The sequence below is a fragment of the Mesorhizobium sp. CNPSo 4689 genome (assembly GCF_057784325.1).
Genome location: NZ_JBWLUZ010000001.1, coordinates 501,823 through 517,760, shown reverse-complemented (window position 1 = coordinate 517,760; position 15,938 = coordinate 501,823). Strand labels below are relative to the sequence as shown.

Here is a 15,938-nt window from a genome sequence, read left to right as displayed (position 1 = left end):
TTCCGCTGCTTGAGCGTCACTTCTTGTTGCGCGAGAGCTTGCCCAGGAGCATGCCAAGACCTGCCTTCTTCTTGGCCTTGATTTCGCTGCGCCCGGTCAGCACATGGGCGATCTCATTGACCAGGCCGACGATCGGGCTCTTGGCATCCATCTCGCCAAGCATGCGCCCGTTGTTGGCCGCGTTTCCGAACAGGAGCGGGTCGAAAGGGATGACCGCCATCGGCGTGATGCCGAGCGGCTCGGCAAAATCCGACGACCCGATCTCGGGGCGCTTCGGCACGCCTGCCTGGTTGATGATCAGCCTTGGCGGCGGATCGTTCGGTCGAAGCCGTTTCAGCATGTCCACCATGTTCTTGGTGTTGCGCAGATTGGCCAGTTCCGGCGTCGCGGTGATGACGATCTCGTCAGCCTTGATCAGGGTGCTCTTGGCCCATCCCGTCCAGACGTGCGGGACATCGAGCACCAGCAGCGGTGCGCTGCGCTGGGCCGTGTCGATCAGCTGCGAAAAAGCGTCGGGATCGAAATCGTAGACCCGCTCGAGCGTCGACGGCGCCGCCAGCAGCGACAGGTGCTCGGCGCATTGCGCCAGCAAGCGATCCAGATAGACCTCATCGACGCGCTCGGGCGAGAATACGGCTTCGGCGATGCCCTGTGCCGGATCCTGATCGAAATTGATGTTGGCCGTGCCGAAAGCGAGATCGAGATCGGCCACCACCACTTCGGACTTGAACAGCGACGACATCGCCCAGGCGACGTTGTGGGCAATCGTCGAGGAGCCGACGCCGCCCTTGGCACCGATGAAGGCGATCGAACGGCCGATCGGCTCGGCCTCCGGATCGACGAAGATCGACGAAACCACGCTGACGATGTCGGTCATCGACACCGGTGCGATGACATATTCGGAAATACCCGAGCGGATGAGTTCGCGGTAAAGGCCGACATCATTGTAGTGGCCGATCACCACGACCTTCGAGGTCGGGTCGCAATATTCGGAAAGCTGGGCAAGCTGCTCCAGCAGTTGCTTGGGCTCGCTGCGCGATTCAAGCAGGATCAGGTTCGGCGTCGGCGCCGACTGATAGAATTCGATCGCCGTGGCGATGCCTCCCATATGGACCTTCAGATGAGCCTTCGCCATGCGGCGATCCTCACCGGCGAGTTTGACCGGATTGGCGACGCCCTCGGTCTCGCAAAATGCCTGGATCGAGATGCGCGGGACCGGCCGCAGGGCCTGCATCGCGGCAATGTCCTGTTGCGAGGTTTCTGCGCCATCTACGGGAGTGTCATAGGCAAGATTGCTCATCGTCATGCTCTTTCCGTGACTTGCGCCGCTCAGTAGGTCACTTCCGAATTGCCCAGGAACTCGTCCGAAATGCCTCTGCCGCGGTACGTGTCGATCACCGCGCTGCGATTTTCGGCATCAATATCGGAAGACTTGCGCGGGCCGAGCAGATCGGCCGGATTGGCCATCTGGGCGGCCAGGTTGTTCTGATACGAGCAGCCGAAATCGGCATAGTGCTTGTTTTCCGACGTCTGCAGCAGATCGTCGGGCCAGCGTCCGCATTTGTCGGTCTGGGCTTTCACCGAGATGTAGGCGACGCGCACAGGCGCCGACGCTTCGACGGAAACGGACTGATAGGACGTCATCACGATCCGGTTCCGCTTTATGCCGCTGGCGACCGCCAATCTGGCGAAATCGCGTCCCGCTGCGGCCGCCGCGATCTCGTTGGCCGAGCCGACCGGGATTGCGATCGTCAGCGCCGGGGCAGCGCTCCTGTCATAGCCGTCGAGAAAGCCCAGCAGCGTGTCGCGCTGGGACCCGGTCATGCCGCGGTCGCCGGCGCCGACCGGAAGATCGATCTTCTGGTTCTTCTCGGCGATCATGATGGGGTGGTTGGTGCGATAGTCGTCCGGAATGGCGCCGACCGTGACGCTGTCGCGCTTGAGGTTGGCGCAGCCGGCAAGCGATGCGACGAGCAGGACCGCCAGGGCCGGAACGACCGTCCGGTGGATCCGCTTGCGGCCGGACCCTGCGGCGGTGATCATCATGGCCTTCGATGCTGACTGGAACATGTCCGCTTCCCCGCTCACTTGTAGATGAAGCCGACAACGCCGTGGTAGCGGCCGTTGGGCTTGTCGGTCTGCATCGTGCCGTAGACGCGATTGACGCGGCCAAGGAACATGCCGGCGCCATCACTCGGCGCGTTGAAATTGTCGTCCGGCTTGGCGAGGTCGTTGCGCGCCACCGGCCGCGCCAGATAGGGCGTTATGATGATGACCAGTTCGCTTTCATTGCGGACGAAGTCCCGGCTGCGGAAAAGGGCTCCGAGCACCGGAATCTTTGTCAGCCCAGGCAAACCGTTTACCGCTTGCCTGATGTCATCACGGACGAGGCCGGCGATCATCATCGAACCGCCGGAAGGCAGTTCAACCGTGGTATCGGCCAGGCGCTTGCGAAGCGATAGTACATTCATGCCCGGGGCGGACACGCCGCCGGACAGCGATACCGATCCTTCCGTCGTCGGTTCCGAAACCGACGTCCTTACTTTCAGGCTGATGCGCCCGGGCGACAATACGACCGGCTGGAATTCAAGGCCGATGCCATAGTCGATCTTTTCCGTCGTATAGGTAATCGCGCCGCTACTGTCTGGCGCGGATTGACTTTGCACTATGTTGTATTCGCCGCCGACCTTGAAGGTCGCCTTCTCGCCGGAGACGGCGGTCAAGGTTGGCTCGGCCAGCGTTTTCATGACGCCGGCCTGTTCCATGGCGTTGATGTAGGCTTGCAGTGGCGGGTTGGCGCCCGGCCCGCTCGCGAAGTTAAATCCTGAATGCGAAAGCACCTTACCCAGACCGGTGAAGTTGTCACTGATCCCGCGATAGCTGATGCCGTTGCTGCCGCCATTGCCGACCATGTTGACGCCAAGCTGCTTCATCACCGAGCGGCTGACTTCGGCGACGGTCACCTTGAGCGTCACCTGATCATCGCCGATGATCTGCAGCAGGTTGACGATCTTCGAGACGCGGCGCTCGGCGTCCGGATTGTTGATGTCGACACCGCCATTGGCGGAACCGCCGGCGGCGGTCTGTGAATATTGTCCGGTCGTCGCTTCACCGCCGGACACGAAGATGGTTGCCAGGTCGACCGCGCGCTTGGCGTCGAGCGGGGTATCGACGCTTCCGGTCAGAACGACATTGTCGTTGAGCAGTTCGACCTTGATCTCGGACGACGGAATGAACCGCTTGAGATAGTCCTCAAGTCCGGCGACATCGCGCTCGACCGCCAGGTCCAGGCTGACGATCTGCTCGCCATTGGGGCCGAAGACGAAGATGTTGGTCTCCCCGACCGACTTGCCGAACAGATAGATGCGCCGTGCCGTGCGGGTCACCGCATCGGCGACCGCCGGGTTGGCGACGAGGATGTCATAGGCGTCGCTCGGCAGGTCGATGACCACCGATTTGTTGAGGCCAAGCTTGACGCGCTGCGTGGCAACGGACGCCGTCACGCCGGCTGTCCTGTTCGCAGCCTTCGCTTCGACAAGGCCAGGCGCGTTCGTGCCGGCCAGGAACAGGCCGATTGCCACCGCCATCGCGAACGGCAGTTTACCGTTTAGCCTCATTTCCTTGCTCCCACTTCGGAAACTTCGCCCGACTTGATCAACCGCACCGTTCCGCGCCGGCCGTTGCCGGAAACGAGATAGTCAGCCTCGCCCAAATTCTTTTCCTGGCTGTCCGTGATCGAGCGCAGCGCCAGGGTCAGGCGATCCGCCATCTGCTGGGCGACCGTGATGATCTCGGCCTGCTGTGGCGTCAGTTCCAGCGTGGCGGTCTGGCCGACCCTGGTCTTCTTGCCTTCCTCATCTTCCTGGATGGTCTGGTCGATCGCCAGAACGCGGATATTCTTCAGGATGGTCTCGGTGGTGAAACCGCTGCCACCGCTCCCGGTATCGGAGCGGCGGGTCATGATGACGTCGACGAAGTCATTGGGCAGGATGAAGCCGCCCGCGGACGTATCGGCCGATATCGCGGTCGCAACGGCACGCATGCCGGAGGGCAGGATCGACGACATGAAACTCTGCCCCTCGCCGATCAGCTTGGAGCGCCGCAGCGGCTCGCCGGTGAACATCGCGACGCGGGCAACGGAACCCTTCAGCTTCTCGACCGCATCGGGCTCCGCAGCGCGGGTGATGAAATTGGCATTGATGCCGTTGGACGGCCACGACTCCCAGCTGATGTTGTTTTCAAGCGGGGTGCCCATGGCGACATCGCCCGACAGGACAAGCACGTCCTGCAGCGCGATGGCCGGCGCCTGCGGAGAATCGACGATGACCTGGGGCGGCGGAGTCGCCACCATGTTCTTCGCCACATATCCTGCACCACCCGCCGCGGCCACCGCCACGCTCAGAATGATCAGTCGGGATGCTGGCATCTGTCCGAACCCTCGCCTTTGGCAAACCACCTAGCCAGGGGGGACTTTGCAGCCGCAATCGTCAAAACAAGGTTAATGTAATGCTTACGATCGTGATTAATTTAACGTTTACATAAATTAGAACGAACCGCTTCCCGCATACGAAAAAGGCGGCCAGGCCGCCTCTTCGAAAGCGAAATCTGAAAAGATGGCTAAGCCGCCAGCCTTGCCAGCGCCCACACCATCAGCGGCGAGTCCGGATAGGTGAGCAGTCCGCCGATGCCGAGCGCGATGCCATAAGGAACGCCGGACGTCTCGTCGGCGAAATGGCGCAGGAACGGGTTGTGGCCCGTATAGGTGGCGAGCGGCGATTTCCTGTAGACGAGGATGGCGATCGTCAACAGGCCGCCGATGATCGTCGAGGCCACGAGATATTCGACAAGGTGAATGTTGAGCCCCATCCAGACAGCGGTGGCGGCCAGCAGCTTGGCGTCGCCTCCTCCCATGCCGCCGAGCGCGAACAGACCGAAGGTCACGGCCAGCACCAGACCACCGGCGGCGAAATGCCAGCCATAGGTTGCCCAATCCATACCCGTCAGCGGCGCGACCAGGGCAAAGACGGCCACAAGCAGCACCGGCACGCGATTGGCGATTGTCATCGACAATGTGTCGGAGATCGCGGCGAAAAGCATGCAGAACGGAAAGACGACGAAGATCAGGGCTTCAAGCATGGGCGCGGCGCCTGTGGTCAAATGTACCTGGAAGCAGCCTAGGCATGTTCGATTAACGATTGATGAGGCCGGGCCTTCAAAATCGCCACACATCACGGGATGCAGACACTATAAAAATAAAGGGCCGCCAGTGAGGCGGCCCTTGATTGAAAGCAACCAGGTTGCTTCGGTATTACGAACCGTTGATTTCCGCGGCGATGTTCGCGAACTTGGCGTTCAGAGCATTGCCGAGGGCGCCAGCGCCGACCATGATGGCGAGCGCGATGAGAGCAGCGATCAGACCATATTCGATGGCGGTCGCGCCGGATTCGTCCTTCACAAAACGTGCGATCAGGTTAGACATTCGAGAGCTCCTACTCCACGTGTTACAGCACTTCCGTCAACTTCTCTTGCTGGTTGATCGGATGCTGCCAATCTAGGGAGAAGCTCTTTCGATCGGCTTAATAAACACCCTTACCGATTCCTTTCCGGCACCGAACCCGTTGCGTGGTTAACCGTGAGCTAAACGCCGGGAAAGTGGACCGGCAGGCTAGAAAGGGCGGAGATAGGCGCACCTTCAGTATTGCTAAAACAGCGCAGGCTGTAGCGCGCCGTGAGTTCGGCGCACCAATCCTTATCGCGACCAGCCCAGGTTTAACTGTTGGTTCACCAATCTCGTTCATGTTCCGTTGAACAGTTTGCCGCCTTGGAGCGTCCTGATGACCGGGTCGAGATCGTCATTTGCAGTTGTCGCGCTTCTCGCCGCCTCTGCCTTCGTCATGCCGGCCAAGGCCGGATCCGGTATCGAAGTCACGATGAACCAGGCGAAGATCGTCAAGTTGTCGCGCGCCGCCGACACCATCGTCGTCGGCAATCCGGCGATCGCCGACGCCGCCGTTCAGGATGCCTCGACTATCGTTCTGACCGGCAAAGGATTCGGCGTCACCAACCTGGTTGTCCTCGATCAGGACGGCAGCCCGATCATCGACGAACAGGTCACGGTCGTGCGGCAGGACGCGTCTTCGGTCAGAATCTACAGGCGCTCTGAAATCCAGACCATGTCCTGCACGCCCTATTGCGAAAGCTCCTACAAGAGCGACAGCGAGAAGGCCTCGGAAGCCGAGATGAGCGCCGGCCACTGAGCGTCCCGGCTGTCGGCACTTGGCGCCACGGTTAGCGGCCGGTTAAGGCCGTCTCGACGAATTTAGCGGTCATCCAAACCGGGTTTCAATGGGTCTTGGCTAATGTGCCCGCCGACACCGCACAAGCATCGGCAGGAACGGGACATGAGCAGGGATCCGGCACCCGAAGACGGCAATTGCAGCACCAGACGGCCATGGTTCCGCTCCCGTTTCCTTGGCGACAAGCGCGGCAGCACGGCGATAGAATTTGCCATGCTTGCCCTGCCGTTTGCCCTTCTCGTCTTTGCCGTCCTCGAGAGCTGCATCTCGTTTGCCGGACAGGAAGTGATGGCCAACGCCACGGACGATGTCGCCCGCCAGTTGCGCACCGGCCAATTGAGGCCGGCCGACGTAGCCGGGACCAAGTTGCGGGACCTCATCTGCAGCAGGCTTGAGATCATGGTCGCCAAGACCTGCCCGGGACTGCTGGTGGATCTGCGCGAATATCCGACCTTTGCCGACGCCGCCAAGGCGAGCTTCAAGATCGTGGACGACGTGATCGTGCTGAAGAACGGCACGAATGCGACGAGCTTCGCCATCACTCCCGGCCTGGCGGAATCGAAGAACATGCTGCGGGTTTTCTACAAATGGCCTGTCATGACCGATTTCATGGCCAAGTCGATGGCCAATTTCAAAGACGGCACCACGCTGCATTTCGCATCGGTGACCTGGCAGAACGAGCCGTTCGACAACTGAGATTGCAGGCTTGCTTTGGCAAAACGGGGGTAAAGGCATGTTTCGTGCGGGGGCACACCGGGGGATTTCAGCAGTCTGGACGAGAGCGATGCGGTTCTGCGCTGATCGCCGCGGCGTCGCGGCCATCGAGTTCGCCTTCATCGTGCCTGTCCTGCTCGTCATGTATTTCGTGACCATGGAGGCTTCGCAGGCCATCGAGACCAGCAAGAAGGTCAGTCGCATCGGCAGCATGGTGGCGGATCTCGTCACGCAGCAGAATACGATCACCAAAGCGGATCTCGATGCGATCATGCAGATCGGCACATCGACCTTGCAGCCCTATAACCGCTCGACCCCGAAGATCGTCATCACGGCGATAGAGGTCACGAGCGATGCTGCCCCGAAAGTGCAGGTCGTGTGGTCGCGCAAGCTCACCGATGGCACCGCGGCCGTCGATGCCGTCGAGGGCACCACCACCACGGTTCCAGCCACGCTGAAGGTTGCAGGCACTTTTCTTATTCGTGTCGAAAGCGATCTTGCCTACGAGCCGGTCATCACCTGGTCCGCGGACGGTCAGCAACGTCTTGGGTTGACCTCGGCCTTCAACAAGATATCGATGGGCGAGACCTATTACCTGCGCCCCCGCCGCAGCACGACGATCCCCTGCGGCGACTGCTGAGTGGGCGCGGTCGGGCGCCAAGGATCATTGCTGGCCGTTCTTGCCTGACACAAACTGGACGATGGCCGCAGCCATCGCATAGTCCTTCGAAGAGGCGACGGCGAACCCGCCGGAGTGCGCCGCCTCCAGCAGATCGTAGACATCAGGCGTCATCGACTTGAGGTTGGTGAGGAAAACGGTGAGCCGGCGCTTGGCCTCGGGGTCGAGGTCGCTGCGGACGGCATGCGGGCCGTATCTGAGCAAGCCGGACGTCCATACGACCTGAAGTTCCGTCTTCGAAAGACCCGCCGCCTCAAGCCTGGCCACTGTGCCGCCTGGGTCAGCCAGTTGGCCGTCCGGGACCGCCGATTGGCCGTCCGGGGTCGCGGGCTGGCCGTCCGCCATAGCTTCCACCCAACCGAACAGGGCATCGGCCTGGCCGTCGATGAGCATCGTTTCGGCCGCGGCGGCCGAGGCGGCGCGCATCAGATATGGCGCATCCTCGCTGAGCTCGACGCCATCCGCCTTGAGCCCGGCTAACGGCAACAGAGAACCGCCGATGCTGGCGAAAGGCGCGATCGCGATCCGGTGCGTCGCCATGGCGGCAAGATCCGGAACCTTGCCGTCGCGCGTCACGAGGACGGAGCGGATGCCGATGGCGCCGTCTGCATCGACCGGCGCCACGAGAGGTTCGACGCAGCCGCAGCGTTGCTGGGCGGTGGCGTAGGCCGTCGCCGAATAGACCGCGTATTCGATCCGGCCGCTTGCCTGCGCCTCGATCAGCGCCGCGTAGTCGCGGGCGACGACAAATTCCACCTTCATGCCGAGCGCCTTGGTATAGGCGTCCGTCAGCAGCGCCAGGCCCGGAACGGTGTTGCCGGCCCCGGGTTCGGCGACGATGCCGATGCGGAACGTGCCGATGTCGTCGCGCCAGTCGGCACGCGCCGCGTTCGGCCATGATGCGGCAAGCAACGCAAACGCGGCCGCGCATGCCCTCAAGGCGGGCCTCGCCGAAAATGCGCCACCATGTCTCATCCCTGCCCTGCCCGCTCGGCATCCGGTCTCGCCCCGACTATCGCGTCCAAGCCGTTGCCGTTTGGTTTCCGAATTGCCAATGGCGATGTGGAACCCTATGTCTGGGACCGCAGACAGGCAACACGATCCCATTCGATGGCACGCGCTTTCCTCTTCGTTCTCGATTCCTTCGGCATCGGCGGCGCCGCCGATGCCGAAGGCTATGGCGATGCCGGCGCCGATACGTTCGGACACATCGCCCTGGCCTGCGCGCAGGGCCGCGCGGATCGCGAAGGCCTGCGCAAGGGGCCGTTCGCGGTGCCGAACATGGTCTCGCTCGGGCTTGCCCGCGCGGCGGAAACCGCGACCGGTTTTCGGTTCGACGGCAGCAAGATCCCGCTTGCCACGGCCATTCATGGCGCGGCGCAGGAGGTCTCGAGCGGCAAGGACACGCCCTCGGGTCATTGGGAAATCGCCGGCCTGCCGGTGCGCTTCGACTGGGGCCATTTTCCTCAGACGGTGCCGGCTTTTCCGGCTGCCCTGACCGAGGCGATGATCAGGGAAGGAAAGGTGCCCGGCATTCTGGGCGATTGCCATGCGGCGGGAATCGAAATCATCGAGCGGTTCGGCGAGGAGCATATCCGCTCCGGCAAGCCGATCTGCTACACTTCGGTCGACTCCGTCCTGCAGATCGCTGCGCACGAAGCGCATTTCGGACTGGAGCGGCTCTACGAGTTCTGCAAGACCGTGCGCGGGCTGGTCGATCCGCTGAACATCGGCCGGGTGATCGCACGGCCTTTTGTCGGGGAAACCGTCGCTACCTTCGAGCGCACCTACAACCGCCGCGACTATGCGGTGCCGCCGCCGGAACCAACGCTGCTCGACCGGCTGACGCAACGCGGAAGCAAGGTCATCGCGGTCGGCAAGATCGGCGACATCTTCGCGCATCGCGGCATCTCCGAAGTGCGCAAGGCCGCCGGCAACATGGCGATGTTCGACAAGGCGCTGGGTGCGATGGACGACGCTGGCGACGGTGATCTGGTGTTTGCCAATTTCGTCGATTTCGACACCGAGTTCGGTCATCGCCGCGACGTCGCCGGCTATGCGGCCGCACTCGAAGCCTTCGACCTTCGCCTGCCCGAGGCGCTTGCCAAACTGAAACAGGGCGACCTGCTCATCCTCACCGCCGACCACGGCAACGACCCGACATGGCGCGGCACCGACCACACGCGCGAACGCATTCCGGTGATCGGCGTCGGACAGGGGCTCACAGGGGGCGATATCGGGCTCAGAACGACCTTCGCCGACATTGGCGAAACCGTCGCCGAACATCTCGGGCTGGCGCGTGGCCGTCACGGCACTTCTTTCTATGCGACGATAGGCGGCCATGCCCGAATTGCCTGAAGTCGAAACGGTCCGGCGCGGCCTGCAACCGGTTCTGGAAGGCGCCCGCCTCGTCCGCGTCGAGGCACGCCGGCCCGATCTCAGGTTCCCGTTTCCCAGGGATTTCTCCGCGCGGCTGACCGGCAAGACCATCACCGCCCTCGGCCGGCGGGCCAAATATCTCACCATGCATATCGATGGTGGGCCGGTGCTGATCTGCCATCTCGGCATGTCGGGTTCGTTCCGCATCGAGACATCAGATGGCAGCGATATCCCGGGTGTATTCCACCACGAGCGTTCGAAAAGCGCTGCGCACGATCATGTCGTGTTCGATGTGGCCTCCGCCGAAGGCGCCCGCTCGCGCGTGATCTTCAACGACCCGCGCCGCTTCGGCTTCATGCTGTTTGCCGAAGGGACGCCCGACACGCATCCGATGCTGGCCGGGCTGGGCGTCGAGCCGACCGGCAATACGCTGGACGGCGTTCTGCTCGCCTCGCTGCTCGAAGGCCGCCGATCGCCGTTGAAGGCCGCGCTTCTCGACCAGCGGCTGATCGCAGGACTTGGCAATATCTATGTGTCGGAGGCGCTGTGGCGCGCTGGCCTGTCGCCGCTGCGTGAATCTGGCACGATCGCCAAGGCTGGAAAGAAGGCGGCGGGGCAGAGCGAACGCCTGGCCGGGGCGATCCGTTCAGTCATCGCCGATGCAATCGCCGCCGGCGGATCGTCGCTGCGCGACTATGTGCAGACGGACGGCTCGCTGGGCTATTTCCAGCATTCCTTCGCGGTCTACGACCGGGAAGGCGAACCATGCTCAACGCCCGGCTGCGGCGGCCAAATCGAGCGCATCGTGCAAAGCGGGCGCTCGACCTTCTATTGCCGGACCTGTCAGCGGTAAGCTAGGACCAGTCGACATCTATCGGCCGGAACGAGGAGGCGAAGCCATGGCCTATGAAACCATCATCGTGGAAACGCGCGGCAAGGTCGGGCTGATCACGCTGAACCGACCCAAGGCGCTCAACGCGCTGAACTCCCAGGTCATGGCGGAGGTGGTGGCGGCTGTGAACGGGTTCGGCACCGATGCCGCGATCGGCGCGGTGGTCATCACCGGTTCCGAGAAGGCCTTCGCGGCCGGCGCCGACATCAAGGAAATGCAGGCGATCGCCTTTGTCGACGCCTATGTGCAGGACTTCTTCGTCGGCTGGGAGGAGCTTACGCGCACGCGAAAGCCTGTCATCGCCGCGGTCGCCGGTTATGCGCTTGGCGGCGGTTGCGAACTGGCAATGATGTGCGATTTCATCATCGCGGCCGACAATGCGAAGTTCGGCCAGCCCGAGATCACGCTCGGCGTCATGCCCGGCATGGGCGGATCGCAGCGGCTGACCCGCTTCGTCGGCAAGTCGAAGGCCATGGACATGTGCCTGACCGGGCGGATGATGGATGCGGCGGAGGCCGAACGCTGCGGCCTGGTATCGCGGGTGGTGCCCGCCGGCAACCTTGTCGAGGAAGCGTTGAAGGCGGCGGGCAAGATCGCCGAGTTTTCGCTGCCGTCGGTGATGATGACCAAGGAGGCGGTCAACCGCGCCTATGAGACGACCCTTGCCGAAGGGCTTCGCTTCGAACGGCGCCTGTTTCACTCGCTGTTTGCGCTGGACGACCAGAAGGAAGGCATGGCCGCCTTTGCCGAGAAGCGGAAGCCGAATTTCACCAACCGCTAAGCGGGGTCAAAAAGAAGGCCAAGCGGCGTTGACGCGCCGGAAAAGCTGAACTATAAGCCGCTCCAACCGAGGCGGCCTTTGGCTGCCCGTTTGTTTTTTGCGCCCTGCGGCAGCCCGCATGCGCCCACCAGATCAGAAGAGAGGCATCATGGCCAATACCTCCTCGGCCAAAAAGGCAACGCGCAAGATCGTCCGCCGCGCAGCGATCAACAAGAACCGCCGCTCGCGTGTGCGCACCTATGTCCGCCAGGTCGAAGAGGCGCTGGCCGCCGGCGACAAGACCGCAGCACTTGCCGCGTTCAAGGCCGCGGAGCCGGAATTGATGCGCGCCGCGACCAAGGGCGTGCTGCACAAGAACACGGCATCCCGCAAAGTGTCGCGCCTGGCCCACCGCCTCAAGGTGCTGTCGGCCTAATATTACATTTAACTAAACTTGGCTTGTTCAAACCCGGCGCATCGCGCCGGGTTTTTTCGTTTGCCGGCAAGTACTTAAAAAGAACGCCCGCAAAGCGCGTCTGGCCTGGATTTCAAAGTCCGGAATGGTTTGCCGGCATATACATGCGCGCTGATACCCGGTTATGCCGAAAGTGGCAGGGTCGGCAATTTGGGCTGACACAAATTCCATATATTTTTCAAAGACTTGCAGATGGTGATCCACAGCTTGTTCACATCGCGTCCGGGCGATGGGGGACAAGTTGCTGTCAAGAGAATTATTTCAGAAAATTTCGCGTCGGGTGGCCGTTTTCATATTCGCGGGAAAAGGGTTTGAATCACAATGGCTTTATCAAAATGTGCCGTTGCGGCATCTGCTCCGAACCCGTCTCCGCTAACCAGATTCGTTAAAAATTGGTTAGTCGTGGCCTTGCCCTATCCACAGCGATTTCGGTAATGTCCCTCCATCGAAGGGACGGGCTCTTGGCTCTCAACCCAGCCTGAATTGGCCAGCACAAAATGGCAGAATTCATGACGTGGATCAATTCCGCGAACGGGTTCGATTTGTCTTTTCGAGGCGGTAGGGGACTGGCGTAACTGTACATGGCAGGTCGATGGCGCCGGCGTTTTCGCCGGATGGCATTGTATTGCCCTGGTGTCGAGACGGCCCGGCTTGCGAGAGCCGGCACCGGTCCCTTTGTGACGAGGCGACATTCACCTGCCGGCGGCGGCGGTGGTGTCGCAGCGAAGATACGGTCGCCGGAAACATGGATGCAGGAGGCGCATCCCCGGCGGAAAAAGGGTACAAAAGGACAAGGAACTCGATCATGCAGAGCGGCATCGAAAGGGAGCTAACGAGCGAACTCCCATTCCCAGCAACATTTGTCGGAGGGGACAGCATGGCGGCTTCCAGCGACGCGGAACAGAAGTTCGAGCGCGTCAAGACCCAGCTGAAGGCACGTCTCGGAGTCGAGGTCTATTCAAGCTGGTTCGGTCGCATGAAGGTTGCCGAAGCATCCCGTGGCATTGTGCGCATCTCCGTGCCGACGGCCTTCCTGCGGTCCTGGATCAACGGCCATTATCTCGACCTTATCGCGGAGCTGTGGAAGCACGAGGATCCCGAAATCCTCAAGATCGAGATCGTCGTGCGCACCGCCACGCGCCAGGGACGCAACGGCGTCGAGCCGGAGGCTGTTCCGGCGCGCAAGATGACCAGGCAGACGCAGACGACGCTGGCAGCCGGCACTGCGGGGCCCGGCAGGGTGGAACGGGCGCCGGCGCCGCGCCAGGGCACGCCCATCGAAGCAGAATACCGGCACAATGTGCTGGGTTCCCCGCTCGACCCACGCTACACTTTCGGCTCCTTCATCGAAGGTCCGTCGAACCGGGTGGCCTTTGCCGCCGCCAAGGCTGTTGCGGAATCGCAGTCGAGCGCGGTGCGTTTCAATCCGCTCTTCCTTCATGCAACGGTCGGGCTCGGCAAGACACACCTTTTGCAGGCGATCGCGGCCGAATCCCTGCGGCACAATCCGAAGTCGCGCGTCGTCTATTTGACGGCCGAGTATTTCATGTGGCGCTTCGCCACCGCCATCCGCGACAACAACGCGTTGACGCTGAAGGAACAGCTGCGCGACATCGACCTCCTGATCATCGACGACATGCAGTTCCTGCAGGGCAAGTCGATCCAGCATGAATTCTGCCATCTGATCAACATGCTGCTCGACAGCGCCAAGCAGGTGGTGGTTGCCGCCGACCGGCCGCCGTCGGAGCTGGAATCGCTGGAGCCCCGCGTGCGCTCCCGTCTCAATGGCGGCGTTGCGCTCGAAATGTCGGCGCCCGACTTCGCCATGCGGATCGGCATGCTCAAGCTGCGCCTTGCCACCGCCAAGGTCGATGACGCCTCGCTCGACATTTCGGAGGAGATCCTCAACCATGTCGCCCGCACGGTGACCGGCAGCGGGCGCGAACTCGAAGGCGCCTTCAACCAGCTGTTGTTCCGCCAATCCTTCGAGCCGCAGATCAGCATCGACCGCATCGACGAGATCCTCGGCCATATCTATCGTTCGGGCGAGCCGAAGCGGGTGCGCATCGAGGACATCCAGCGCATCGTGGCGCGCCACTACAACGTGTCGAAGACCGAGCTTCTGTCCAATCGGCGCACGCGCACCATCGTCAAGCCGCGGCAGGTCGCCATGTACCTGTCAAAGGTGATGACGCCGCGTTCGCTGCCGGAGATCGGGCGGCGTTTCGGTGGGCGCGACCACACCACGGTGCTGCATGCGGTGCGCAAGATCGAGGATCTTTCCGGCAACGACAACACGCTGGCGCAGGAACTGGAACTGCTGAGAAGGCTGATCAACGACCAGGCCTGATCGGGTGGGAAAGGCCGGCTGGCGCGCCGTGCCGGCTTTATCCCCAGAAAGCCCGCGTAACCGGCCTGAACCGGTGGCGCGGGCTTGCGTTTGCAGGCTTTTTCCTGTCAGCTTACGCAGATTCTGAGCCTGTTCAGACCTTTCGCGGGGCGCCGCCAGCCGGAGACCCGCTCATCCATTCAAGCGAGCCTGTTTCGTCATGCGTGTTATCCTGGAACGGTCAAATCTCCTGAAGTCGCTCAACCACGTTCACCGCGTGGTCGAACGACGCAACACCATACCGATCCTGTCCAACGTGCTGCTCAGCGCCGAAGGCGCCAGCCTTGAAATGAAGGCGACCGACCTCGACCTCGAGGTGACCGAAGCCACGCCCGCCAAGGTCGAGCGCGGCGGGGCGACGACGGTTCCGGCGCATCTGCTCTATGACATCGTGCGCAAGCTCGCCGAAGGGGCGGAGGTGATGCTGAAAACCGACGAGGACGGCAACGCCATGACGGTGACGTCGGGCCGTTCGAGCTTCCGCCTGCAATGCCTGCCGCAGTCCGATTTCCCGGAACTCTCGGCCGGCTCCTTCTCGCATATCTTCCGGCTCGATTCGGTCGGTTTGAAGGGCTTGATCGAGAAGACGCAGTTCGCCATCTCGACCGAAGAGACGCGCTACTATCTGAACGGCATCTACCTGCACACGCATGAGGCCGGCGGCAAGCTGAAGCTGCGCTCGGTCGCCACCGACGGCCATCGCCTGGCGCGCGCCGAGATCGACGCGCCGGCAGGCTCCGAGGGTATGCCCGGCATCATCATCCCGCGCAAGACGGTCAGCGAGTTGCAGAAGCTGGTCGACGATCCGGATGTCGCCGTGACCACCGAATTGTCGGATACCAAGATCCGCTTCACCATCGGCAGCGTCGTTTTGACCTCGAAGCTGATCGACGGCACCTTCCCCGACTACCAGCGCGTCATTCCGACCGGCAATGACAAGAAGCTGATCATCGACCGCCAGACCTTCGCCGCCGCCGTCGATCGCGTCTCGACCATTTCGTCCGAGCGTGGCCGGGCGGTGAAGCTTTCGATCACCGAAGGCCAAGTCACGCTTGCCGTCAACAATCCGGATTCGGGCAGCGCCACCGAGGAACTGGCGGCCGACTATTCGTCCGATCCGATCGAGATCGGCTTCAACGCCAAATATCTGCTCGACGTAGCCGCGCAATTGACCGGTACGGAAGCGAAATTCATGCTGGCGGATGCCGGATCGCCGACGCTGATCCACGACATGGCCGACGAAACCGCGCTTTACGTGCTGATGCCGATGCGGGTGTAGGCCCGAACGAGGCCTATGCGAGAAATCACCCTTCTTCGTCGTGCCGGACATCTCCTGCTCATCAAGGGGGGTGGA

General features: G+C 62.2%; 16 protein-coding genes. 9 read left to right on the top strand and 7 right to left on the bottom strand.

Going from position 1 to position 15,938, the window contains the following annotated elements:
* Positions 1-16: 16 nt before the first annotated feature.
* From AC04SI_RS02395 to AC04SI_RS02370, 6 genes are all read right to left on the bottom strand, one after another.
* A complete protein-coding gene (locus tag AC04SI_RS02395; protein ID WP_404275371.1) occupies positions 17-1,300 on the bottom strand; it encodes a CpaE/TadZ family protein in 1,284 nt (427 codons plus the stop codon).
* A 29-nt stretch (positions 1,301-1,329) separates the two neighbouring features.
* Positions 1,330-2,070, bottom strand: coding sequence for a CpaD family pilus assembly protein (locus tag AC04SI_RS02390; protein WP_404275333.1), 741 nt, complete (start codon positions 2,068-2,070; stop codon positions 1,330-1,332).
* A 14-nt stretch (positions 2,071-2,084) separates the two neighbouring features.
* Positions 2,085-3,617 (bottom strand): type II and III secretion system protein family protein, encoded by a 1,533-nt coding sequence (locus AC04SI_RS02385; RefSeq protein WP_404275331.1) that lies wholly within the window; start codon positions 3,615-3,617, stop codon positions 2,085-2,087.
* Entirely contained in the window at positions 3,614-4,426 is an 813-nt protein-coding gene (gene cpaB / locus AC04SI_RS02380; RefSeq protein WP_404275329.1) for a Flp pilus assembly protein CpaB, read from the bottom strand. The genes AC04SI_RS02385 and cpaB overlap by 4 nt, the downstream gene beginning before the upstream one ends.
* Positions 4,427-4,617: 191 nt before the next feature.
* Positions 4,618-5,136 carry an A24 family peptidase gene (locus AC04SI_RS02375; RefSeq protein WP_404275326.1) on the bottom strand — a complete coding sequence of 173 codons (519 nt, stop codon included), beginning with the start codon at positions 5,134-5,136 and terminating at the stop codon, positions 4,618-4,620.
* A gap of 172 nt (positions 5,137-5,308) precedes the next feature.
* Positions 5,309-5,479: a Flp family type IVb pilin gene (locus tag AC04SI_RS02370; protein ID WP_404275325.1), complete on the bottom strand. Its 171-nt coding sequence runs from the start codon at positions 5,477-5,479 to the stop codon at positions 5,309-5,311.
* A gap of 355 nt (positions 5,480-5,834) precedes the next feature.
* Here AC04SI_RS02370 and AC04SI_RS02365 point away from each other — a divergent pair, with 355 nt between their 5' ends.
* The 3 genes from AC04SI_RS02365 (at position 5,835) to AC04SI_RS02355 (ending at position 7,650) form a co-directional block, all read left to right on the top strand.
* Entirely contained in the window at positions 5,835-6,257 is a 423-nt protein-coding gene (locus AC04SI_RS02365; RefSeq protein WP_404275323.1) for a pilus assembly protein N-terminal domain-containing protein, read from the top strand.
* A 144-nt stretch (positions 6,258-6,401) separates the two neighbouring features.
* Positions 6,402-6,992, top strand: a complete 591-nt coding sequence (locus AC04SI_RS02360; protein WP_404275321.1) for a TadE/TadG family type IV pilus assembly protein — start codon at positions 6,402-6,404, stop codon at positions 6,990-6,992.
* 37 nt (positions 6,993-7,029) lie between these two features.
* Entirely contained in the window at positions 7,030-7,650 is a 621-nt protein-coding gene (locus AC04SI_RS02355) for a TadE/TadG family type IV pilus assembly protein (protein WP_488473892.1), read from the top strand.
* A gap of 24 nt (positions 7,651-7,674) precedes the next feature.
* On the opposite strand, the gene AC04SI_RS02350 is transcribed toward AC04SI_RS02355, so the two are convergent.
* Positions 7,675-8,664, bottom strand: a complete 990-nt coding sequence (locus AC04SI_RS02350; protein WP_404275319.1) for a phosphate/phosphite/phosphonate ABC transporter substrate-binding protein — start codon at positions 8,662-8,664, stop codon at positions 7,675-7,677.
* Positions 8,665-8,799: 135 nt separating this feature from the next.
* Here AC04SI_RS02350 and AC04SI_RS02345 point away from each other — a divergent pair, with 135 nt between their 5' ends.
* From AC04SI_RS02345 to dnaN, 6 genes are all read left to right on the top strand, one after another.
* Positions 8,800-10,047, top strand: a complete 1,248-nt coding sequence (locus AC04SI_RS02345; protein WP_404275317.1) for a phosphopentomutase — start codon at positions 8,800-8,802, stop codon at positions 10,045-10,047.
* A complete protein-coding gene (gene mutM, locus AC04SI_RS02340) occupies positions 10,031-10,921 on the top strand; it encodes a bifunctional DNA-formamidopyrimidine glycosylase/DNA-(apurinic or apyrimidinic site) lyase (protein ID WP_404275316.1) in 891 nt (296 codons plus the stop codon). The genes AC04SI_RS02345 and mutM overlap by 17 nt, the downstream gene beginning before the upstream one ends.
* Before the next feature lie 46 nt (positions 10,922-10,967).
* Positions 10,968-11,741, top strand: coding sequence for an enoyl-CoA hydratase (locus tag AC04SI_RS02335; protein WP_404275315.1), 774 nt, complete (start codon positions 10,968-10,970; stop codon positions 11,739-11,741).
* Positions 11,742-11,889: 148 nt separating this feature from the next.
* Positions 11,890-12,156 (top strand): 30S ribosomal protein S20, encoded by a 267-nt coding sequence (rpsT, locus tag AC04SI_RS02330; protein WP_404275314.1) that lies wholly within the window; start codon positions 11,890-11,892, stop codon positions 12,154-12,156.
* A gap of 844 nt (positions 12,157-13,000) precedes the next feature.
* Positions 13,001-14,545 carry a chromosomal replication initiator protein DnaA gene (gene dnaA / locus AC04SI_RS02325; protein ID WP_040582979.1) on the top strand — a complete coding sequence of 515 codons (1,545 nt, stop codon included), beginning with the start codon at positions 13,001-13,003 and terminating at the stop codon, positions 14,543-14,545.
* A gap of 199 nt (positions 14,546-14,744) precedes the next feature.
* Positions 14,745-15,863, top strand: coding sequence for a DNA polymerase III subunit beta (gene dnaN, locus AC04SI_RS02320; RefSeq protein ID WP_404275312.1), 1,119 nt, complete (start codon positions 14,745-14,747; stop codon positions 15,861-15,863).
* Positions 15,864-15,938 lie beyond the last annotated feature (75 nt).